The organism is Adhaeribacter terrigena (assembly GCF_016623615.1).
Classification (GTDB): Bacteria; Bacteroidota; Bacteroidia; order Cytophagales; family Hymenobacteraceae; genus Adhaeribacter_A; species Adhaeribacter_A terrigena.
Genome location: NZ_JAEHFX010000005.1, coordinates 307,184 through 329,138, shown reverse-complemented (window position 1 = coordinate 329,138; position 21,955 = coordinate 307,184). Strand labels below are relative to the sequence as shown.

General features: G+C 46.7%; 17 protein-coding genes. 9 read left to right on the top strand and 8 right to left on the bottom strand.

Annotated elements, in window-relative coordinates; all coding sequences use genetic code 11:
* Nucleotides 1-114 precede the first annotated feature (114 nt).
* The 5 genes from I5M27_RS11995 (at nucleotide 115) to I5M27_RS11975 (ending at nucleotide 4,141) form a co-directional block, all read left to right on the top strand.
* Nucleotides 115-564 (top strand): hypothetical protein, encoded by a 450-nt coding sequence (locus tag I5M27_RS11995; RefSeq protein ID WP_200506455.1) that lies wholly within the window; start codon nucleotides 115-117, stop codon nucleotides 562-564.
* A 135-nt stretch (nucleotides 565-699) separates the two neighbouring features.
* Nucleotides 700-1,488, top strand: a complete 789-nt coding sequence (locus I5M27_RS11990; RefSeq protein ID WP_200506454.1) for an alpha/beta fold hydrolase — start codon at nucleotides 700-702, stop codon at nucleotides 1,486-1,488.
* A gap of 394 nt (nucleotides 1,489-1,882) precedes the next feature.
* A complete protein-coding gene (locus tag I5M27_RS11985; protein WP_200506453.1) occupies nucleotides 1,883-2,857 on the top strand; it encodes a T9SS type A sorting domain-containing protein in 975 nt (324 codons plus the stop codon).
* A gap of 85 nt (nucleotides 2,858-2,942) precedes the next feature.
* A complete protein-coding gene (locus I5M27_RS11980) occupies nucleotides 2,943-3,302 on the top strand; it encodes a hypothetical protein (protein WP_200506452.1) in 360 nt (119 codons plus the stop codon).
* A gap of 191 nt (nucleotides 3,303-3,493) precedes the next feature.
* Complete coding sequence (locus I5M27_RS11975; protein ID WP_200506451.1) at nucleotides 3,494-4,141, top strand: hypothetical protein; 648 nt, start codon at nucleotides 3,494-3,496, stop codon at nucleotides 4,139-4,141.
* Between the two features lie 29 nt (nucleotides 4,142-4,170).
* Here I5M27_RS11975 and I5M27_RS11970 read toward each other — a convergent pair whose 3' ends face one another.
* Both I5M27_RS11970 and I5M27_RS11965 read right to left on the bottom strand, forming a co-directional pair.
* A complete protein-coding gene (locus I5M27_RS11970) occupies nucleotides 4,171-5,079 on the bottom strand; it encodes an NAD(P)/FAD-dependent oxidoreductase (RefSeq protein ID WP_200506450.1) in 909 nt (302 codons plus the stop codon).
* The gene (locus I5M27_RS11965) at nucleotides 5,052-5,366 is read right to left on the bottom strand and encodes a hypothetical protein (RefSeq protein ID WP_200506449.1); all 315 of its coding nucleotides are present in this window, start codon (nucleotides 5,364-5,366) and stop codon (nucleotides 5,052-5,054) included. Before I5M27_RS11965 ends, I5M27_RS11970 begins: the two co-directional genes overlap by 28 nt.
* A gap of 31 nt (nucleotides 5,367-5,397) precedes the next feature.
* Between I5M27_RS11965 and I5M27_RS11960 the strand changes: the two genes are divergently transcribed.
* The 4 genes from I5M27_RS11960 (at nucleotide 5,398) to I5M27_RS11945 (ending at nucleotide 13,751) form a co-directional block, all read left to right on the top strand.
* A complete protein-coding gene (locus I5M27_RS11960; RefSeq protein WP_200506448.1) occupies nucleotides 5,398-6,630 on the top strand; it encodes an OmpP1/FadL family transporter in 1,233 nt (410 codons plus the stop codon).
* Nucleotides 6,631-6,645: 15 nt separating this feature from the next.
* On the top strand, nucleotides 6,646-7,956 hold the full coding sequence (locus I5M27_RS11955) for an SGNH/GDSL hydrolase family protein (RefSeq protein ID WP_200506447.1): 1,311 nt from the start codon (nucleotides 6,646-6,648) through the stop codon (nucleotides 7,954-7,956).
* A 654-nt stretch (nucleotides 7,957-8,610) separates the two neighbouring features.
* On the top strand, nucleotides 8,611-12,831 hold the full coding sequence (locus I5M27_RS11950; RefSeq protein ID WP_200506446.1) for a T9SS type A sorting domain-containing protein: 4,221 nt from the start codon (nucleotides 8,611-8,613) through the stop codon (nucleotides 12,829-12,831).
* A 440-nt stretch (nucleotides 12,832-13,271) separates the two neighbouring features.
* Nucleotides 13,272-13,751, top strand: coding sequence for a DUF5004 domain-containing protein (locus I5M27_RS11945; protein WP_200506445.1), 480 nt, complete (start codon nucleotides 13,272-13,274; stop codon nucleotides 13,749-13,751).
* A 539-nt stretch (nucleotides 13,752-14,290) separates the two neighbouring features.
* On the opposite strand, the gene polA is transcribed toward I5M27_RS11945, so the two are convergent.
* The 6 genes from polA to I5M27_RS11915 all read right to left on the bottom strand — a co-directional run bounded on the left by polA (nucleotide 14,291) and on the right by I5M27_RS11915 (nucleotide 21,855).
* A complete protein-coding gene (gene polA, locus I5M27_RS11940; protein ID WP_200506444.1) occupies nucleotides 14,291-17,128 on the bottom strand; it encodes a DNA polymerase I in 2,838 nt (945 codons plus the stop codon).
* Between the two features lie 126 nt (nucleotides 17,129-17,254).
* On the bottom strand, nucleotides 17,255-18,715 hold the full coding sequence (locus I5M27_RS11935; RefSeq protein WP_200506443.1) for a hypothetical protein: 1,461 nt from the start codon (nucleotides 18,713-18,715) through the stop codon (nucleotides 17,255-17,257).
* Between the two features lie 294 nt (nucleotides 18,716-19,009).
* Nucleotides 19,010-19,636, bottom strand: a complete 627-nt coding sequence (locus I5M27_RS11930) for a c-type cytochrome (protein ID WP_200506442.1) — start codon at nucleotides 19,634-19,636, stop codon at nucleotides 19,010-19,012.
* A 219-nt stretch (nucleotides 19,637-19,855) separates the two neighbouring features.
* On the bottom strand, nucleotides 19,856-20,626 hold the full coding sequence (locus I5M27_RS11925; RefSeq protein WP_200506441.1) for a TPM domain-containing protein: 771 nt from the start codon (nucleotides 20,624-20,626) through the stop codon (nucleotides 19,856-19,858).
* Nucleotides 20,627-20,689: 63 nt separating this feature from the next.
* On the bottom strand, nucleotides 20,690-21,124 hold the full coding sequence (locus tag I5M27_RS11920; protein ID WP_200506440.1) for a TPM domain-containing protein: 435 nt from the start codon (nucleotides 21,122-21,124) through the stop codon (nucleotides 20,690-20,692).
* Nucleotides 21,125-21,276: 152 nt separating this feature from the next.
* Nucleotides 21,277-21,855 carry a LemA family protein gene (locus tag I5M27_RS11915; protein ID WP_200506439.1) on the bottom strand — a complete coding sequence of 193 codons (579 nt, stop codon included), beginning with the start codon at nucleotides 21,853-21,855 and terminating at the stop codon, nucleotides 21,277-21,279.
* Between the last annotated feature and the right edge of the window lie 100 nt (nucleotides 21,856-21,955).

Below are 21,955 nucleotides of genomic sequence, written 5' to 3'. Positions count from 1 at the left end.
ATAGAAAAACACACGCCAACAAGGTATAAAAATCATTATTCGGCCGACGGCCTCACACGCTTTTTATACTAGCCGTTAGGTATAATTGTAACCATTAATAGGAACAAAAAAGAAATGAGCTTGAGACGAAAGGGAATATTATCTTCTTATTTAATTGGTACACCTTTAGGCCTAATTACCATTTTCTTATTTTTTTCTATACCTGCAATGCTGACAGGTGAAGGACTTGCAACAATGTCTTTGTTTGCGGTTTATGGCAAAGCTGTTGTAGGTCTGATAATATCATTTCTGATAGCACTTGGACTTGCAGGATATTCAGCCGCAGTTGACCTTGAGAATCAAAAAACACTTTTAAAATCCTCCTTCAAATTCTCACTAATTGTAAATTCAATAATCTGGTCGGTTTTTATCTTATTGACTATTTTGGATAATGATGGTAAAAACTTCTGGTTATACTTAATACCGCCAATCATTGCATTTTTGGTTTGCACAGCGATTACAACCTTTACAATTGGACTGTTAATTTGTAACTCAATTAAACAAAAGATTAACAACTTAAATTAAACTTCAAGCGTCCAAAGAATAACAATTGGTAACCAAAGCTAAAAACCATTAAAACGTTTGTTAGCCCAGACGTTACCTTTTTTAAAACCGACAATCAAAATTTATATTCAAGCAATTAATAAAGAAAATAAATAGATGGAGAAAAGTATTTTATCTACTGACAAGGTAAACATTCATTATAAAGAAACAGGAAACGGAAACACCTGTATTGTCTTTGTACACGGTTGGCTCGGCAACCTAAACTGGTGGAATGATCAGGAAGCTTTTTTAAAAGAAAAATACAACATTGTTCAAATTGATCTTGGTGGTCATGGCAAATCAGATAAAACAAGAAAAAATTGGACAAGTGAACAATATGCCGATGATATAAAAGCCGTTATAAATCAGATTAACGCTTCCGAAATCATACTTGTTGGTCATTCTATGTCGGGAGCGTATGTGCTCGAAGCATTTACGGATCTGCCTAAAGTAAAAGCTATTATTCTGGTGGACACGTTAAAAGACTTAGACCAGGATTTTACCCCGGAGCAGGCAGAAGCGCTTATGTTTAGTCATTATCGTGAAGATTTCAAATCTGCAGTAGAAAATATGCTGCCGCAATACCTTTTTGCAGAAGAAACGCCTGCCCTTATAAAACAGCAACTTCAAAACGAATTCCTTCAGAATGATGCTGAACTAGCTATAAATGCGCTTAAACCTCTATATGAAATGGATATCCGCAAAATAGCTGCCCTTGTAGATATTCCGGTAAGGGCAATTAATTCTGACGCAAGCCCAACCAATTTTGAGAGCAACCGAAAATATTTTAAGGACTATAATTACAAAACTATAAAGGGAACAGGCCATTATCCGATGCTTGAAAAACCTGCGGAATTTAATAGTTTGTTGCGTGAATTTCTTGAGGAAGTAACTATTAATGAATAAAATATAAAGCACGGAAGTTAAAAACCGCCTGGCAGGGATTATAAATATCAAATTAAAAAAAGCTACGGTAATGCGTAAAGTTAGCACAGCGCTTTACGCATTACCGGTAAGCCAACCTCCCGATGAGCGTAAACCTGCGGCGAGATTGGTCTTCCGAAAGTGCATAGAAACGCTTCGCTTCATTCTATGCATTACGAATTTATTCTACGCACAACGAAGGAATACCGGTCTGGAGAAAGCTTAAGTGCAATTTTGAGTTTTCCGGGCCAAAACCATAGCGTTTTTATTATTTTTTTGATTGCGCAAGCAACGGATAAGCATTGTCTATACGTCCTGTAAACAGGTGCGTACATTCCTGAAAATCACACCTTTTCAAGACAAAAAAAATAATGCAATGATCAAAGCGCTACTCATCTTCCTGCTTTTTTTCGTGACAACTTTTGCACAGGCACAAACGGTTTCTTCTACTTGTTCGGCGCCCGATAGCATTATTGGCTTGTACCACGAAGATGCCAGCCGGCTGGCTTTAAGAAAGATACAGGCAAATAATCTGCCTGAAAAGGATTCGGTAGCCATACCGGCAACCCATGCAGACACGGTATTGCATGCGCTGCTTGCGGTTTATAATGCAAACTTGGCCGCCCGCGATACGGTGGTTTCGCTTCTGAATATTCATACTTTCCCGAGCCCGGTAATGAATTCTATCGTGATCTCTGCCTATGGTAATTTACCCTGGATGCAACAACTTCAGCTTGGGAACATGAATACCGGGGATGCTTACGTTGATCATCTGATAACCCAATACCAGCTAACTTTTGACCGGACATTCACGATCTTCAACCCGATCGTTGTTTTAAAATCTGGCAGCAATTACAATATTCGCGCTTTGAGCAATATGTTTGAAACCCTTAACGGCGTACAATATGCAGTACCAAACAGCTATGCCGGCGACGGCAATAATATTCAGGATTCCATTTATGCCGATCACGTGGAATTGACCTATTCTCTTGGCTGGGGAGATTGCCCGAGCGGTTGCATTAACAGGCGGTTCTGGAAGTTTAAAGTGTATTATGATTGCACGGTTGAATTTGTGGGCAGTTACGGCGATATCTTCCGCTATTTTGGAATAAAGGAAACAAATAGCCCATCTTTATCCCTTTACCCGAATCCTTTTAAAGACATGCTTTCGGTTGAAGGTGTTGAAGGCCCTTTTAATTACACCCTTTCAAACGTAACCGGGCAGGAACTTATAAAAGGATCTGCTACTGATAACCAGATAGAAAACCTGGATAAATTGCGCGCCGGGCTATATTTATTGACTATCCAAACCAAAAGCAAAACCTCCCGATTCAGAGTTTACCGGCAATAAATACTGCACCCGTAACTGAAAAATCAGTAATTATGAAATTAGGCGAAGAATAGGTAATTTACCTTTTCAACCTAAACCTATACAAATGAAAAACCTTCGCCTGTTCCTCGTATTCTTTGGTCTTGCCTTTTATTTCAGCAGCTGCGATGCCCTGGAAAAAACCGACCGGGTACGCAGCGAGGTAATTACCGAAGTGAAAGGCAAAAACCTGGTTTACGAAATGTGGCTGACCGGCACCGAAAAATTCCATTACAAGTTTATGTTGGCCGGCCCGCAGGATACCACGCAGCTTTTTGAAGCCAAATTTCAGGACCCTACCGCCAGCGAAGCCATTATGGAAATTGAGCAAACCAATTCCGGCCTGAAGATCGTGCTCGATAAGCAGATTGAAAAGCAAACCAAAACCGTGGACGGCGTAACTTATGAACTGGAAGGCAAAAAGTAAAGCCTGGTTTCTGCAACAGCTCCATGTAAATTGTAGCCGGCTATACTTTTCGGCCCTGAAAACATAGCGTTTTTCAGGGCCATAAACCTGAAGGCATGCCAACAAAAAGCATCGGTCATTTTCATAAAAGCCTTTGCCAATTCTTATATTTAAAGCCTCATTTGCATATAGATCCCAAATCCATCTTCTTTATGAAAAATGCATTTCTGCTTTTCCTTTTTTGCTTCCTGATGCAGGCAGCCTCCGGGCAAAGCAGGAATGTGAGCAAAAGCTATTGCAACTGCCTGGAAACCGAAACCGGTGTAGATTCGGTGAAGTTTAAGCGGTGCTTTACCAAGGTGCTGGAAAAATCTTTTGTCAGGGCCGAAGATGAAGCCGAAAAACTGGAACTGGCCCGCAACCTGGATATTGAACTGCAAAAGAGCTGCGCCGCATACGTAAGCATGCTCGACCGCCTAAAGCCGGTAAAAGGCGACTGGGTGTTGCTTAAAACCAACCCGGAAACCAAATTAACGAACGATGTTTGTCAGCAACTTACCGGCCACCGCCAGTTATTTTACATAGAAGGAAACGGCGATACCACCCGGGTGGCTTTATCGGGTGGCACCTGGCAGGAAACCGTGGGCAAAGCCAAACACGTTTCCCGGCTCGATTTTAAACCCAAAGACAACTGCGAATTCGTTTTAACCTTCCAGGAAAGCACTGACCCCAACAAAGGGAAGTTCAGCCGGAAAGGCGACCAGTATAAATACCGCATCCTGGACAAAACCGCCAGCTATTACGTGGCCACGGCCTCGTATGGCGAGATCGTTTACCAGTTCAAATTGTATTTCAACTAAGACTTTTTACCCTTCAAACCCTACCGTTTTTACTTCCGGCTTTCTTCCTGAAGCTCCATGTTGATGGCTACGGCGGCTTTGGTTCCTTCGGCGGCGGCCACAATTACGAGCTGCACATCGCGGGCGGCATCGCCGGCTACAAAGAGGCCTTTCACGTTGGTTTTCTGCAGTTTGCGGGTTTTCACTACGCCCCGGTGGGTAAACTCACAACCCAGCATTACGCCCAGTTCGCATTGCTGCTCGGTGCCGGTACTGAAGAACATCGCTTCGCATTTTTCGGAAGTGCCGTCGGCTAAAACAATTTGCTGCAATTGGGCTCCTTCCCCCTCCAGCTTGGTGATCTTTTTCGTGTTCAGGGAAATGCCGTTGCGCTGCAGCTGGGCAATATCGGCGCTGGTAAGTTTATTGGTGCCGTCGGTGAAAAGCGTTACGTACGGGCTCCAGCTTTTCAACGATAAAGCCAGGCCTACGCCGTTGCGGTTTTTGCCGTAAGCCGCCAGCGATTTGTCGCGGCTTTCCCAGCCATCGCAATACGGGCAATGGTGCACGCTTTTGCCGTACATTTCTTCAATGCCGGGAATTTCGGGCACGCGGTCTTTTAACCCGGTGGCCAGCAGCAGTTTCTTCGACCAGAATTTTTCGCCGTCTTCGTCTTCGGCCTCAAAACCGCCTTTAATGTGATGCACTTTTTTAATGGCGCAGGCGCGTAAAACCACGTCGTATGCGGCCAGTTCTTCGCGGGCAATCTCTATGAATTTCGAAGGTTTAATGCCGTCGCGGGTAATAAAACCGTTCATGGCATCGGAAAAGCGGTTGCGTTGTTTGTGGGTATCGAAGAGAATTACTTTGCGGCGGCAGCGGCCTAAAACCATGGCTGCGCTCAAACCAGCCGGTCCGCCGCCAATGATCATTACGTCGTATTGATGTTCGTTTTGCATAGCATTCGCTTAACGGAAATTCCTTTTTTTTGGCCGAGTTTTTCAGGTGAAAATGATAGCGTTTTTGATCGCGGATTTAAAGGATTTTGAGATTTCGTGGAGTTTTGATGGCTGAAACCATAGCGTTTTTTATTTGGGAAAGTCATAAAGAAACAGTTGCAATCAGGCCGCATACTTTTTTGCGCCGAAATCATAGCGTTTTCAATTCTTCCATGAAAAAAATAAACATCGGCAAGCAGCATAAATTCAGGGAAAGCATATGGAAATGCAGAAATAGTTTTATACATTTAGCGGACTACTTTATCATTATTCTTAACTATGAAACGAAAATTACTCACCTTTCTGGGTTGTGCTTTGCTTTCGGGTATGGTGCAGGCCGGCGGTTTCCAGGTAAACCTGCAGGGGCAGAAACAAATAGGCATGGGCCACACCGGCACCGGCCTGGCATTAGACGAGGCCAGCGTATTTTTTAACCCTGGCGCCATGAGCCATCTGCGGCAAAACGGCTTTCAGCTGGGCGCCAGCGCCATTATTTCTAAAATTGCCTACCTGGAAACGGCGCCCGGCAACACCACCGCCAAAAGCGATAATCCTACCGGTACGCCTTTCGCGGCTTACGGCGTTTTTGGCAAAGAAGAAAGCAACCTCAGGTTCGGCCTGGGCGTGTACACGCCTTTCGGCAGCAGCGTGAAATGGGGCGAAGAATGGATAGGGCGTTATGGCTTGAATGAACTGAGCCTGCAGGCCATTTTTATTCAGCCTACGGTTAGTTATAAAATCGGCGATAAGATCGGGATCGGGGCCGGCGTGGTTTACAGTACCGGCGGGGTAAATCTGCAGCGCAGCATTCCGGTGCAGGACCAGCAGGGCAACGACGGCCACGCCGAACTGGACGGTAACGCCAGCGGCTGGGGTTATAATGCCGGTATCTATTTCAAGCCTTCCGATAAGTTTTCGGTGGGTTTAACCTACCGTTCTAAAGTAGAAATGAAGGTTGACGACGGCGATGCCACTTTCCGGGTGGCTTCTTCGCTGGCTTCGCGTTTTCCCAACACCAGTTTTGAAGCAACCCTGCCCCTGCCAAGCAACATTACGCTGGGTTTAGGCTTTATGCCCTCCGAAGACCTGACCATTGCGGTTGATGTGCAGCGGGTGAACTGGAGTGCTTACGACAAACTGCGCTTTGATTACGGTGCAGCCGTGAACGGCAGCACGTTTACCGAAAGCGCGCGTAATTACGAAGATGTTTTTATTTACCGTTTAGGTGCCGAATATAAAGTTACCGATGCGTTTGCCTTGCGCGCCGGCGGCTACTACGATAATACGCCGGTGCAGGAGGGTTATTTAACCCCGGAAACGCCGGATGCGAACGCGATCGGAATTTCCGGTGGATTGGGTTACGCGATCAGCGAAAATTTCCAGATAGATGCCTCGTTCCTTTACATCAGCAAAGAAGAACGTACCGATCTTTCCAACCTTTCCGGCGGCATTGGCGGCACGTATAAAACCAACGTTTATATTCCGGGCCTGGCCGTTAGTTACAAATTTTAATTGCAGCAGAAAACCATGAAAAAATACTTTAAAACCTCAGGATTAGCCGTTTTGGCAGCCGCAGCTTTTTTAACGGCCTGCGACCCGGAAATTGACGCCCCGGAAATTAGCAAAGGCGACGCCGATTTTACGCGGTACGTAGCTATTGGCAACTCTTTAACAGCGGGCTTTGGCGACGGCGGTTTGTACCGGGAAAGTCAGTTGAATTCTTTCCCTAATATTCTGGCCGGGCAATTTAAGCTGGCTGGCGGCGGAGAATTTACGCAGCCTTTATTTTCGGAAGACCAGAAAAACGGCTCCGGCTACCTGAAACTTACCGGTTTTACCGCAGGTGGTTCACCAATAATTACCAGAATTCCTGCCGATGCGGAACGGCCTAATACACCTGCTTTGCCGGGCGGAAAGGCGCTTACAAAATACACCGATCCGGTAAATAACCTGGGGGTGCCGGGCATGTCGGTAAAAGGCAGCGCAACTCCTTTGTTTGGCGCCATAAACCCTTATTTTGAACGCTTACTGGAGCCAAACGAGGTAGGAACAAAAAGCTATCAGCAGGTTATTGGCGAGTCGAACCCAACATTTTTTACCTGCTGGCTGGGCAATATCGACGTACTGACCTATGCTACTTCCGGCGGGGTAGCTAGTCCGGCCAACCCATTTTCGGGCATAACCGATCAGCCGACCTTTAATGCCGTGTATAACAGCATGATCACCAATCTGGTTAAAAATGGCGCAAAAGGTGTGGTAGCAACTATTCCGAATGTTACCCTAATTCCGTTCTTCACTACTGTTACCGTGCCATTGGTTCGGGCTGCAGCCAACAATGCCCCTTTATATATCACCACTGACACCGGCGTAAGAGAAGCTGACAGCAACGACCTGATCTTGCTGACCACCCAGGCAGCGATTGGCCGCCCTGACAACGTGGGTGGTAATACTATTCCGCACGGTTTTCACCCGGCTAACGCCCTGACCGATGCCGAAGTGCTTGATAAGGCTGAAGTAGGCGAAATTAAAGATGCTACTATTGCTTTTAACAACATTATTATTTCGGCCGCCAATGCTAATAACCTGGCTATTTTCGATGTGAATGCCTTCTTCCAATCCATTCAACCGGTTGATGGCAAGGCTGTTCTGGTGGTTAACACTGTAAATTATACCCCTGCTTTTATTTCCGGCAACCTGTTCAGCCTCGATGGCGTACACCTGACCCCGCGCGGTTATGCATTGGTAGCCAACGAATTCATTAAAGTGATCAATACGAAATACAACGCCAAAATTCCGACCGTGAATGTGAACGCTTACAACGCGGTGCTTTTCCCGTAAGCTGCAAAAAAACGGTATAGTTTTACCTTTAAAAAGTCGCTCTTAACGGGGCGACTTTTTTGGGTTTAAAGGGTAGCGTCTTTCCCCCAAAAAGGGTTTAAAGAAAAATAAAAATATGGCCTGGCTTACCATAAAGGCCACTTACCTGGTTGCAAATTGATTAATTAAGATTATTTAATATATTTGGAGGCTTGTTATAAGATTTTCAAAAGAATTAACAAGATAAATCTGATAACACAACTTGCATTTGCAGCGTCCTGTTAACCAACCCTAAACAAGTATGGAAACATAGTTACACCCTTATTTTTACGGGCATATGCCCCGGGAAATTACGCGTTTGGGAACAGTCACTTTTCAGCGAGCGGACCAGCAGCTAAAAATAAAGCTGATTACAGGTTTAAAGAAAAGCTGGTTGTTTTACAAAACTAACACCCCGTTAAATTCAGATCATTCATAACCCTGCCCAGGAAACTTTATTCAGGTTTTCTTTTTACCAAGCCTGCCTGCAATCTCAACCGCGCAGCAGCTTCAGTTACGCTCCGATACGCCGGGGTTTACCGGAACTTTACTACGAATGAACTTCTGACAAGGAAGTGCTCCATTTCCGCGAACGGGTTCATCATCAATCTTCTTTTATCACTTATCCAAAACAAAATGAACAAACTTCTATCGCTTAGCAAATTATTGCTCCTGCTACTAACCGTGGGTTGGGCAAGTTTTATGCAGCAAGCTCAAGCCCAGCAACAGGTAATAGTTGGCACTGGTACGACATCGAGCACAACTGCTTCTATCTTTAGTACCAGCACAACCACAAACAAGTATTCCAAGAACATTGCCATCTATTCTGCAGCCAATATTCTGGCCGCGGGCGGCATGCCCGGAACAATCACCAAATTAGCCTGGCAAAAAGGCGGAACTGGTGAATATACAACAAATGATATCGCTTTAACGGTTTCTATAAAGCCGGTTTCCTTTACCCAACACGCTGCCTCCCCCATTACTTACGCAACCGAAATTACCGGCGCCACGCAGGTATTTACTTCCACCGCTTATTCCTTTATGACCGGAACCGGCTGGAACGAGATAACGCTGCAAACGCCATTTGTGTGGGACGGAACCAGCAACCTGGAAATTTTCGTAGAATTTTACCGCCCTGGAACCCCAACAGGCTCCATTGATTGGTTTTACACTGCTACTACCGATGCCAATGCTTCGCAGGTTAGCGGCACCGCCCCAACTACTGCGGCCCGCAACAGCAATTTACCCAACCTGCGGTTAGCCATTATTCCGGCGTTTCCTTGTACGGCACCCCCAACTTCCGGCACCGCTACCAGCAGCGTGAGCACCATTTGCGCCGGCTCCAGCTTTAACCTGAACGTAACGGGTTTAACCTTCGGCTCCGGCCTGACCATTCAGTGGGAAACTTCCGCTAACGGTACTACCGGCTGGGCACCTGTTGGAGCAGCTTCTACCTCGCCTTCTACCACCACTTCGCAAACTGCGGGCACGCATTACTACCGGGCAGCCGTTACCTGCAGCGGTCAGACGGCCTATTCTACTTCTGTGTCGGTAACTTCGCCGGCCCTGATAACCGGTAATTTTACAATTAATAAAAACGCACCGGCCAGCGCTACCAACTTCCAGACGTTTGCCAATGCCCTCAGTTCGCTTGCATGCGGCGTTGGCGGACCGGTAACGTTCGATGTGGTTACCGGCAGCGGCCCTTACGCCGAGCAGGTAGTAATTCCGGAAATTTCAGGCGCCAGCGCAACCAATACCGTTACTTTTAACGGCAACGGCAATACCGTTTCTGCAAATCCGGTTTCTGCTACCCGTGCCATGTTTAAACTGGACGGCGCTGACTACTTAACCCTGAACAATTTTAACATTGTAACTACCGGAACAGGAACTACAGATTTTGGCTGGGGAATTCATTTTATAAACGGTGCCGATAATAACACGATCAGCAACAATACCATTACTATTGGTTCTACCAGCACAACAGAATCAAATTCCGTTGGCATTGTATTTTCGAACTCTACCACCGCTGTAACTTCCAACGGCAACAATGGCAACAACAACCTGATAACCGGCAACACCATCTCTGGAGGCCATAAAGGTATTCACGTGAATGGCAACGCTTCGGCGGCAACGCCAGGCGCCGGCGGCAACCAGATCATTAACAACACCATTCAGAATTTCTACGGTACGGGCATTGAACTGGATCAGGCTAATAACACGGTAATTCGCAGCAACAATATCAGCCGGCCGGCAAGAGCTACCGTTACCACCTTCTACGGCGTTTACATGGGCGATAACTCGACTGGTGTGACTGTAGAAAATAACCGCATTCATAATACGCACGGCGGAGCAACTTCGCTTACGGGTATTGCTTATGGTATTTTTACCACCGGCAGCGATGCGGCGGCTGGTTCAGAGAATATTATCAAGAACAACCTGATCTACAATTTCAACAATACCGGCGCTGCTTACGGCTTACACAATACCGGCAGCGATGGGGCTTATTATTACCATAATACAGTTTATTTTAATAATGCAGCCAGCACCGGTATTTCCCGCGGTTTTCATCAAACCACTGCTGCTACCAACATCAAGTTCATTAACAATAATATTGCAATAAACACCGGCAGCCCTTTTGCTGACCAGCGGGCATTATTCTTCAACACGACTGCATCTGTTATTCAAAGCAACAACAATAACCTGTGGGTACCGAAAGGCACCATAGGCATTTACGATGGTACTACTTACGCTACGCTGGCGGCCTGGCAAGCAGCAAATGCTACTACTCCATTTGATGTAAACAGCGTTTCTGTGAACCCGCATTTCGTAAACGCAGCCACCGGCAATCTGCAACCAACAGCCTATGCGCTGAATAATACCGGCCAGCCTTTAACTACTGTTACCACCGATATTACCGGAGTAACCCGTAATACCACCACCCCGGACCCGGGCGCGTATGAATTTACTTTACCAGCCAACGATGTAGGAGTAACTGCTATTTCGGCACCGGTTTCCGGTTGCAGCTTAACTGCCCAGCAAAACGTAACCATTACCGTTTTCAATTCGGGAACAGCTTCGCAGACCAATATCCCGGTTCGTTATAGATTGAACAATGGCACGCCGGTAACGGGTATTGTACCGGGTCCGGTGGCTTCCGGCGCTTCGGTTAGCTTTACTTTCCCTACAACGGCTAACCTGTCCGCTACCGGAACTTATACCTTGTCAGCAGTTACCACGCTTTCCGGCGATGCTCTGGCGTATAACGATTCTGTAGTAACTACCATTCAATCTGCACCGGTGATAGCTTCCTTCCCTTACACCCAGAATTTTGATGGCGGTAACGGTGGCTGGACAGCAGGCGGCAGAAATTCTTCCTGGGCTTTAGGCACTCCGGCCGCTACCATTATTAATTCGGCAGCTTCCGGCACGAACTCGTGGGTTACCAACCTTACCGGCAAACATAATGCTTATGAAAGTTCTGCCGTAACCAGCCCATGCTTCAATTTTACCGGCTTAACCAACCCCGGAATTTCGATGAAAGCCTGGTGGAGCGTTGAAACAGACTGGGATGGTGCCATATTGCAATCTTCTATTGATGGTGGCACAACCTGGCAGACTGTAGGGGCATTCGGGGATCCGAACAACTGGTATAATGCCGACAGCATTGATGCAAATCCGGGCAATCAGCCAGCTTCGCTTAACGGCAACTTTATTGGCTGGTCCGGCACGGCCACGGCCAGCAGCGGTGGTTGGGTTACAGCGTCACACGCTTTAACCGGTCTTGGCGGCCAGGCGAACGTGCGTTTACGCATTGCTTTCGCTTCGGACTTATATACCGAAGAAGAAGGCTTTGCTTTTGATGATGTTATGATTTATGAGCTACCGACTACTCCAACGATTACAGCCGGCGGTCCTACTACTTTCTGCCCTGGTAGCTCAGTAGTTTTAACAGCTGCTTCTCCTACGACAGGTGTTACGTATCAATGGTTAAATAATAACGTTGCCATTACCGGTGCTACGGCCTCTACCTACACGGCAAATGCCGCCGGCAGTTACACAGCTGTTGCAACTTTGGGAATAGCTACCAGCGCTCCATCGCCGGCTATTACGGTAACTTTATCGCCTGTACCAGCCAAACCTACTATTTCTGCCAGCGGCACTACCAGTATCTGCGCCGGCGACTCAGTAATACTGACGGGTGCAACCACCACTACCGGGGTAACTTACCAGTGGTTACTGAACGGAACAGCTGTAACCGGCGCGACTGCGGCTAACCTGAACGCCAAAGCTGCCGGTAATTACAGATTGGTAGTATCAAACGCTTCTGGCTGTACCGACACTTCTACCGTAACTGCGGTAACCGTAAATCCGAAACCGGCTACGCCAACCATTACCCAAGGCGGTAACTCGGGCCAGGAGCTGACTTCTTCTGAAGCTACGGGCAACCAATGGTTGCTGAATGGTACGGCCATTACAGGCGCAACAGCTCAGACCTACCAGACTACTGCCAACGGTAACTATACTGTTGTGGTAACCAATGCCAACGGTTGTACTTCTGATACTTCCGCCGTGGTAAACATTACCAACACGGGTATAAAAGGAGCAATGGCAGGCATGAGCGTGAGCGTTTACCCGAACCCAAGCAAGGGTAAATTCAACGTGAAGCTGGTTGGCTACAAGCAGGATGCTGCTTTAGAGCTTTATTCGCTGACTGGTCAGCTGATCGCCAAGGAAAACGTGAAAGCGGGCCAGGAAATTACCAAAGTGCAGGTGAAAAACCTGGCAGCCGGTACTTACCTGCTCAAAGTAGTTTCCGAAAAAGGCGTACAGATCAATAAACTGATCGTGGAATAACCTGATTCTGAATTAAAATTGAAAAGCCCCGGCAAATTGCCGGGGCTTTTTTTATGTCCCTACTTTTTCAAGCTGAAACCATAGCGTTTTGAACCGGGCTGTTTTCAAGGTGAAAAGTATAGGGTTTTTCAGTTGAATTGATGGCAAATGTGCCGTTCGTACAGAAACGCTCCGGTAGGCCATCTCTACTTTTCAGGCGGAAAACCATAGCGTTTTGAACTATGCAGTTTTCAAGATGAAAAACATAGCGTTTTCTGACTTTTAAGGCCTGATTCCATAGCGTTTTCTATTAGTAAAAATTAGCGGGAACGTTAAAAAGCAAGCCAACTGTACTGCTTAACTCCGCGCAAAACAGCGAACAAACATTCTTTTAGCAACCTTGTTCTTAATCAAGAACATTCGTTGTGAATGCATTTTCAACCGGTTTCTTAAAAAATATTATGAAAAACACTTTCCGTTTGCTGACAGTTGCCTGTGTATTTCTTTTTGCGGCCTGCGATGATGAAGATGAAGAGGCAAACCTAAACAGAACGCAGTTGCTGACTTCAGGAGCCTGGCAGATTTCGTCGTCTACCGTAAATCCAGCCCGCGATTTTAATGGCGATGGTACCCCTGAAACCGATCTTACGCAATTTATTAAACCCTGCAACCTGGACGATATTACAATTTACAAAACCGATAAAACGTATTCGGAAGAAGAAGGCGCTACCAAATGCAACCCGGCCTCCCCGCAGGTTTATGGCACCGGAACCTGGAGTTTGGGAAACAACGACACGGAACTGACCACGACAGCCACCGGTGCTTCTTCTTCCATAACCTACAAAATAGAGGAAATATCTGCCAATTCTTTAAGGCTTAGCCAGGAGGTTACAGATAGCAGCGGCGCGACCTATACGTTTACTTCCACCTGGAAACATTAAGTACAATTATGCGGCTTTTAGCTGGTACTGCGGTTCGTTGCGGTTCAAAAAGCAGAAGACTGGCCTTCGCTTTTCTGTTTATCGGCCAAAAACGGTACCAAATAAAGGGCAAAAACTATTTACCCGAATTTTAAGAAGTGAACGGCGGGAAAAAGTGAGCCAGGTTTGATCTATAGCCAAATGCGATTTCGTATTTATTACTATAAATTATGTACAAGCTCTTAAACCAACAAACTTATGAAAAACCTAATATTTACTTTAGCGGGCATCGCGTGCCTCACGCTTTCGGGTTGTGTTCATGACAACGAAAGCAGAACGCAAAACCAAACGCAAGGCGTTTGGAATTAATTAGCGGCCAGAAATGAATGCGGAAAAAGAATAACGATACCCCGTTTTATTGGCACCATTGAAGAACGAACCATTTCTGAATCGCTTTAATTGAAACCCTGTTTTTTTGCAATACCAGTGAATTAAAAAGCGAAGGTCTAGGCCTTCGCTTTTTTGTTTACTGACTTTTTAGGCTCAAAACCATAGCGTTTTTAATGCGCTTCGAGCCAGTTAGAACCGGTACCGATGCCGATTTCCATGGGTACGCTCAGCGGCAAGGCGTTGCGCATCAGTTCTTCCACTTTGGGGGCTACAAGTTCCACTTCCGGCAACGGCACATCAAATACCAATTCATCGTGTACCTGCAAAATCATGCGGGTTTGCAGCTTTTCTTTGTCGAGCCAGTCCTGGATGTTGATCATGGCAATTTTAATAATGTCGGCGGCCGTGCCCTGAATCGGAGCATTGATGGCGTTGCGTTCGGCGTACCCGCGCACGGTTTGGTTCCGGGAATTGATGTCGCGCAAATACCGGCGGCGGCCTAGAACGGTTTCTACGTATTCCTGTTCGCGGGCCTGGTTTATCACTTCATCCATGTATTCTTTAATGGCAGGAAATTCCTGGAAATAGGCTTCAATGATATCGGCAGCTTCGCGGCGCGGGATTTTCAGGCGTTCGGCCAGACCGAAAGCCGAGATACCGTAAATGATGCCGAAGTTGATGGTTTTGGCTTTGCGGCGCATTTCCGGATCAACTTCCGAAGGTTTCACGTGGTACACTTTGGCGGCCGTACTGGTGTGAATATCCATACCGGTCCGGAACGCTTCTTTCATGGTAGCATCGCCGGAGAAATGGGCAATGATCCGAAGTTCGATTTGGGAATAATCCGCGGAAAGCAGCACGTGGTTTTTATCGCGCGGCACAAAGGCTTTTCTGATCTCTTTGCCTTTATCGGTCCGGATCGGAATGTTCTGCAGGTTCGGGTTGGTGGAACTTAAGCGCCCGGTAGCAGCCACCGCCTGGTTGAAAGACGTATGCACGCGGCCATCCAATTTGCAAACCAGTTGCGGCAGCGCATCGATGTACGTGCTTTTCAGTTTGGAAAGTTGCCGGTAATCCAGGATCAGCTGCGCGATTTCGTGTTCGGCTGCCAGCTTGGAAAGCACTTCTTCGCCGGTGGCCGCCTGCCCGGTTTTGGTTTTCTTCAGTTTCGCGCCGCCCAAACCCAGTTTATCAAACAGAATTTCGCCTAACTGCTTGGGAGAACCGATGTTGAATTCCTGGCCGGCGATGTCGTAAATGCGTTTTTCAATTTCGGCAATGTAGCCTTGCAGTTCTTTCGAGCTTTCGGCCATGGCTTTGGAATCGATGGCGATACCCTCTTTTTCGACTTCGGCGAGTACCGTTATCAAAGGCATTTCCACTTCGTCGAAAAGCTTTTTGAGGTTATTTTTCACCAGCAGCGGCTCGAAATAATGCTTCAGCTTTAAGGTTACATCGGCATCTTCGCAAGCATAATCCGAAATCTCTTCCGGCGTTAATTCTGCCATGGTGATCTGCTTTTTCCCTTTTTTCCCGATCAGCTCCGTAATGGAAATGGGTGTGTAGTTCAGGTAGGTTTCCGAAAGCAGGTCCATGTTGTGGCGCATGTCCGGCTCGAGCAAATAATGCGCGATCATGGTGTCGAAAATGGGCTTTTTCACCGAAATTCCGTACCGTTTCAGCACCAGGATATCGTATTTAATATTCTGCCCGATCTTTAAGATCGTTTCGCTTTCCAGAATTTCACGGAATTCATTTACTACTTTTTGCGCTTCTTTTTCGTCCTCCGGAATGGCTACGTAATACGCTTCGTTGGGAATATAACTGAACGACATGCCCACCAGCCGCGCCGTGATCGGATCGATGCTGTCGGTTTCGGTATCCCAGGAAATTTCGGTTTGCTGCTTCAAATAATTGATCAGGCTTTTTCGTAATTCCGGGGTGTTGATCAAATGGTAATCGTGGGGGGAATTGGTAATGTCGCGGCGGAAAGTTGGGGCTGTTTCTCCATCTTCTCCAACTTCCATTTCAGCCGTTTCCGGCGAATCGAAAATGGACATTTGCTGGTCCGATTTCTGGCCTTTCACCAGTTTTGCCGGTGCCGCTTTGGGAGCTTTTGGCGTAGCAACCGTAGCGTTTCCGAAGATGCGTTGGGCTAAGGTCCGGAATTCCAGTTCATCGAAAAGCGCTTTCAGTTTCTCTTCGTCGGGGCCGTTGTATTCAAATTTTTCTTCGTCGAAATCTACCGGAACGGTTAAATGGATCGTGGCCAGTTCCTTTGACATTAAGCCCTGTTCCGCGTATTTAATCACGTTTTCCTGCTGCTTGCCTTTCAGCTCGTGTGCATTGGCAATCAGGTTTTCTACCGAGCCGTATTTCTGAATTAAGGTCTTCGCGGTCTTCTCGCCAATGCCTGGAATGCCGGGAATATTATCCACCGCATCGCCCTGTAAACCCAGAATATCGATAACCTGCTTTACGTTCGAGATCTCCCATTTTTCCAGCACTTTCGGCACATCAATAATATCGATGGCATTGCCTAAAAACGCGGGTTTGTAAACAAAAACGTGTTCGGTAACGAGCTGGTAATAATCCTTATCGGGCGTCATCATGTACACATCGTAGCCGGCTTTTTCAGCCTTGCAGCTCAGCGTTCCAATGAGGTCGTCGGCTTCGTAACCCGGCAGAATGATCATGGGAATATTGAACGCTTCCACAATCTTTTTCACGTACGGAATAGCAACGCCAATATCTTCGGGCATAGCCTGGCGGTTAGCTTTGTATTCGGTAAAACTTTCGTGCCGGAAAGTCTTTTCCGGGCCATCGAAGCAAACGGCAATATGATCGGGTTTTTCGCGGTTCAGAACATCTACCAACGTATTGGTAAAACCGAGCGCGGCGCCCGTGTTCATGCCTTTGGAATTGATGCGCGGATTTTTGCTGAACGCAAAGTGTGCCCGGAAAATAAGGGCCATTGCATCGAGCAGGAAGAGTTTTTTACGTGCCATTTCCAAAGGTAACGAATAATTAAAAATTAGAAATTACGAATTAGAAATTGGTTGGAAAACGGTAGGGTTTTGGGGTGAAAAAGTCGGGTGCGTGGTTGGCAACGTAGCGAAGGCAATGCCTTGTTTCTATAGGTTATTTTTTCTGAAAAACTTCCGGTAGGAAATGGTAACAGCAGCGTTTTGCAGTCTAGCCGTTGAAACGATGGTTGGTTGCGGAACACCGTTATAATCGTAAGCGATTTCATGTAAAGCAAAAGGCTTGTTACTGAAATTATCCGAAAAACGGTAGCCAATTCCAAGCTCGGAATGTTTGCCGACTCTTCCGAGAAGACTTAAACCCCCATGATAGCCAATATTATAATCCTGACCGAGGCCTTTTAAATGCGATATAATATTACTATAAGGGCCGCTTGTATTAGGAGAACCATAATAATCTGTTTCGGCCACCTTATGGATATAACTCATCCAAAAGCCGGTTTCCGGTACCAGGTGAATTTTATCTTTTAGCAGTGGCAACGCATATTTTACCGAAACCGGGGCAGTAAGCATTAGTAAAGACCAGCTGGAACCTAAACCTAAAGTTTCTATGGCATCTACAGAAACGCTGCTGGCTCCTAAACGCAAACCTCCTTCCAGCATCAGTCGGTTCTTAAATTGATAGCCCTGGAAATATGTTAAAGAGGGCGTTACGTGAGAAGGTTTCATTCTAAGGGTATGATCCGGAAATTCCTGCACCTGATTAGAGTAAAAATTTTGCCCGCCAATTTCCAGTCCCCAATACTTACCATTAAACCGGCTTTGCTGCATATAATCCGGCTCAGGATCAGGCTTAGGCTTGGGATTTTTTATGGCCGAATACAGGTTTACAAATTTCTGCAGCGGCATGCGGTAACCAAGCCGGAGTTCCAGGTAATCGCCTTTGGTTTTTAAAGAAGATTCGTAATGTATCTGGTATGGAGCCTCGTCTATTTCCGCGTCCATCTGGAAATCGAACTGCCAGAGCGTACTAAATCCTTTATAATAAGCAAGCTCCAATAAAAAGGCATTATCGCGCCTGGTTTTATATTCTAACCCAATAGCGCCATTCAGTAAAACTGACCTTTCTTTTACCTGATCTACGCTTACCGTTACATCGTAGGGGCCGGCTTTGCTTGCTTTCTGAACAGGCAAGTTCCATCTTTCAAAATCAATAAAAGTTGCTCCTAAACTACTGGTAAAACGCAGTCCTTTGTAAATTTTTTTCCGGTAGCCAGCACTCAGTTCCAATTGTTTGTTATCGGGCCCGATTCCGTAAGTATATCCTTCATAAAAAGAGGGCTGGTAATTATGCTCTAAACTAAGCGCTGCTTTTTTAAATGAACTTCTCGCATAAAAATTCTCAGTCAGCTCGTATTGCAGGAAAACTCCTTTAGAAAGATCGTGGGTGCGGATCGGTTCTAAAGTATTGGGTTGTTGGCCTTCAACCTGAAGGCCCCTGGCAGTAGTACGGCCGGCTTGCAAACCAATACTTAATTTCTCCGGGAATTGGGTCTGCGCATTTGCCGAAAAACTCAAAGCTGCGGCAACTAAAAATAAGATGCGTTTCATTTGCTCAAAATAAAGAGCAGGCATGTTTGTACCTGCTACAATCGAAATTTCTCTTTGTTTCAAGGTTACCGGAAATACCCTCCTGATCGGCTGCTTTGATGCAGAACCGTTTTGCTGCCTACACGATAAAACAAAAGATAACGCAAGATAAAGCAAATGTTTCCACCGGCAATAAAATGTTATTCACAAAAAAAAGCATTCGGGTGAACAGGCATTTTTAGAAGGTAAGCACAAGTAGAACAAATACAGCAGCCAGCCAGCATCTAAAAACGCTATCCTTTCAGCCTTAAAAACTCAGGCCCCTTTTGGCGGAATTGGGGCCGGCACGGCATTTTTCACGGCCGGAACAGATTTCAGGTACGTAAAAATTGCTTTAAGCTCTTCGTCGGTGAAGTGTTTAAAATTTGGCCAGGGCATAGGCGGCAGGATCATACGCCCATCTTTCAGGCCATGGTACTTCCCTTCGCGCATAGCCAGGAAAAATTGTTCTTCGGTCCAGTTGCCAATGCCGGTGGTGGCATCGGGCGTAAGATTCGCGGAAAAAGAAGTGCCCCAGGGGCCCACCCAGGCGGTAAAATGTTCGTTGCCTAGTACCCAGCCGTTCTTTACCGTTTTGGCATCGTAAGCCGGCAGTTTCAGGTTGGCCGGGTGGCCGGATAAACGCTTGTCTTTGTCGGGTTCGGGCATGCCGTTTTTGTATTTTTTTGGCGAATGGCAATCGTCGCAGACACCAACCGTTACCAGGTGTTCACCTTTTGTAACCAATTCTTCGGCACTCAGCGTTTTTTCGCCGGAATCTGCTAATTGAACGGAAGCATTGTTGTCATCTGTTTCTGCCTGGTTACCTGCATTATTACAGGAATTCAGCAATACTGCGCCGGAAAAAAGCAGCCCTGTGATTGGTAAAAAAAGCTTTTTCATAGAAAAGGATCTTTTAAGTTTTGAATGCATTTCTTTTTCCAGCCGGCGCTTCATTTATATTTTCACCGCAAACCCTCCGGAACCAATAAAACCATTTCCTTTTCCTGAAGTTTTGCCATCAGCCCTTCCGCAACTCAAAATTTAAGGCAGTTGGCATAAAAAAAGCACCGGAAAAATCTTCCCGGTGCTTCTGCATAGCAATAGTTTCAACCCAGAATCTTACCAGTCGCCGCTGGCACCGCCGCCGCCGAAGCTGCCACCGCCGAAGCCGCCAAAACCGCCACCTCCGCCAAACGGACCGCGTCCGGAAGAGAAATCACCGAAGGTACCAAAGCCGCCGTACGGATTCATGAGGGTACGCATGCCGCCTCCGCGACGCCCGCCGCCTTTTCCGCCGCCAAACATGCGGGAGAGAATGAAAATTACCAGAATAGCAATGATCACCCAGAAAAGCAAGGGGGAACTGCCGCCGTTTCCGTATTCTTTCGGTTCGGCTTTGTATTCGCCGCTGGCCAGCAAAATGATCTGGTCCGAAGCGCTGTTAAGGCCATGATAAAAATCGCCACGGGCAAAAGCCGGTTTTATGATCTGCTCAATAATGCGCTTGGCGTAAGCATCGGGCACCACGTGCTCCAGGCCATAACCGGTAGAAATATTGACTTTCCGCTCGTTTTTCGATACCAGTATCAGGATGCCGTTATTCTTGCCTTTGCCGCCGATGCCCCAGGTTTCGCCGATGCGGTAAGCAAAATCCGCAATTTCATAAGGCCCTAAAGACGTAACGGTTACAATGGCAATCTGGGTGGAAGTAGAATCGTTGTAGCTTACGAGTTTCTGCTCCAGCATCTGCACTTCCTGCGGATCGAGCATATTAGCCAGGTCATTCACCAGTTTGGGCGGGTTCGGGCGCGGCGGAATATCGCTTACATCCTGCGCAAAACTCAGTAAAGCCAGAAACAGGAAACAACAAAAAAGGAAATACTTTTTCATAAGGTACTTGTTGGCAACTTCGCCTGAAAAAAGGAAGTTACGGGTAAAAAACTGCAGGTCGGTTTATTTCCCGAAGGAAACATCGTTGTGCAGCTCGTTGGTATCGGTTTCGGGATCGTGCGGAAAAAAGGTGCGGAGTTGTTCGCCGGCCATTAAAATGCCTTTTACCAAACCTGCGCCGTAATTCCCGTTCTTAAACTCGGAAAGCACGGTGGTTTTGGTTTCGTCCCAGAAATTATCGGGCACGGCCGCGTTTATGCCGGCATCGCCAATTACGGCAAATTTATGGCTTTTCAGGGCTACGTAAAACAATACGCCGTTGCGCAGTCTGGTCTGGTGCATGTGCAGGCTCGCAAAAACCTCCACGGCCCGGTCCAGCGGATCTATCGCACAATTGTTTTCGATATGCACCCGAATTTCGCCGGACGTATTGGCTTCCGCCTGCGCAATCGCCTCCACAATTTCCTTTTCCTGCTCTTCGGTTATAATGTCGCGCATGTTTTTTTTAATGTATAGTGATTAATGAATAATGATTAATACTCGTTAAAAGCAAAATTACAAAAGTACTTTTCTGGCTTTGAACCATAGCGTTTAACCTGGCTATCTTTCAAAAAACAACGGTTATCAATCATTATTCATTAATCATTCAGTTAAAATTGAACCGCTGGCGCTTTCTGGGCGGCGGCATCGGCGGCGAACGGCGTTTTGCGCTCAAAATCGAACCAGCCGGCTATAATGTTACGCGGGAACGAACGGATGTAGGTATTGTAATCCTGCACGGCCTCGTTGTATTTCATGCGTTCTACCGAAATGCGGTTTTCCGTACCTTCCAGCTGCGCCTGCAATTCCAGGAAGTTCTGGTTCGCTTTCAGTTCCGGGTATCTTTCCACGGTTACCATTAAACGCGACAGCGCGCCGCTTAACTGCGCCTGGGCATCCTGAAATTTCTGCAGGTTTTCCGGGGTTAAGTTTTCCGGGCTTATCTGCATGCTGGTAGCTTTGGCCCGGGCCTCGATTACCTGCGTAAGGGTTTCCTTTTCAAAGTTGGCGGCGCCTTTCACCGTATTCACCAGGTTGGGCACCAGATCCGCGCGGCGCTGGTAAGCGTTCTGCACGTTAGCCCATTTTCCGGCCACATTTTCGTCTTTCTGCACCATTTCGTTGTAGCCACACGAAGTCTGCGAAAGCAACACCACCAGGCCAAAAAAGTAAAGCAATAATCGTTTCATAGTTTTTGAGTTGATTTGAATATTTTAGTTCTGCAATATACTCAAACGGTAGGGTTTTCGGGCAAAAAAGTACCCGGCCCGCCGTTCTGCGCTTAACGTA

Excerpts from the sequence above, each read along its gene's own strand:
- I5M27_RS11995 (WP_200506455.1), top strand. The coding sequence starts at position 115 with ATGAGCTTGAGACGAAAGGGAATATTATCTTCTTATTTAATTGGTACA.
- I5M27_RS11990 (WP_200506454.1), top strand. The coding sequence starts at position 700 with ATGGAGAAAAGTATTTTATCTACTGACAAGGTAAACATTCATTATAAA.
- I5M27_RS11985 (WP_200506453.1), top strand. The coding sequence starts at position 1,883 with ATGATCAAAGCGCTACTCATCTTCCTGCTTTTTTTCGTGACAACTTTT.
- I5M27_RS11980 (WP_200506452.1), top strand. The coding sequence starts at position 2,943 with ATGAAAAACCTTCGCCTGTTCCTCGTATTCTTTGGTCTTGCCTTTTAT.
- I5M27_RS11975 (WP_200506451.1), top strand. The coding sequence starts at position 3,494 with ATGAAAAATGCATTTCTGCTTTTCCTTTTTTGCTTCCTGATGCAGGCA.
- I5M27_RS11970 (WP_200506450.1), bottom strand. The coding sequence starts at position 5,079 with ATGCAAAACGAACATCAATACGACGTAATGATCATTGGCGGCGGACCG.
- I5M27_RS11965 (WP_200506449.1), bottom strand. The coding sequence starts at position 5,366 with ATGTATAAAACTATTTCTGCATTTCCATATGCTTTCCCTGAATTTATG.
- I5M27_RS11960 (WP_200506448.1), top strand. The coding sequence starts at position 5,398 with ATGAAACGAAAATTACTCACCTTTCTGGGTTGTGCTTTGCTTTCGGGT.
- I5M27_RS11955 (WP_200506447.1), top strand. The coding sequence starts at position 6,646 with ATGAAAAAATACTTTAAAACCTCAGGATTAGCCGTTTTGGCAGCCGCA.
- I5M27_RS11950 (WP_200506446.1), top strand. The coding sequence starts at position 8,611 with ATGAACAAACTTCTATCGCTTAGCAAATTATTGCTCCTGCTACTAACC.
- I5M27_RS11945 (WP_200506445.1), top strand. The coding sequence starts at position 13,272 with ATGAAAAACACTTTCCGTTTGCTGACAGTTGCCTGTGTATTTCTTTTT.
- polA (WP_200506444.1), bottom strand. The coding sequence starts at position 17,128 with ATGGCACGTAAAAAACTCTTCCTGCTCGATGCAATGGCCCTTATTTTC.
- I5M27_RS11935 (WP_200506443.1), bottom strand. The coding sequence starts at position 18,715 with ATGAAACGCATCTTATTTTTAGTTGCCGCAGCTTTGAGTTTTTCGGCA.
- I5M27_RS11930 (WP_200506442.1), bottom strand. The coding sequence starts at position 19,636 with ATGAAAAAGCTTTTTTTACCAATCACAGGGCTGCTTTTTTCCGGCGCA.
- I5M27_RS11925 (WP_200506441.1), bottom strand. The coding sequence starts at position 20,626 with ATGAAAAAGTATTTCCTTTTTTGTTGTTTCCTGTTTCTGGCTTTACTG.
- I5M27_RS11920 (WP_200506440.1), bottom strand. The coding sequence starts at position 21,124 with ATGCGCGACATTATAACCGAAGAGCAGGAAAAGGAAATTGTGGAGGCG.
- I5M27_RS11915 (WP_200506439.1), bottom strand. The coding sequence starts at position 21,855 with ATGAAACGATTATTGCTTTACTTTTTTGGCCTGGTGGTGTTGCTTTCG.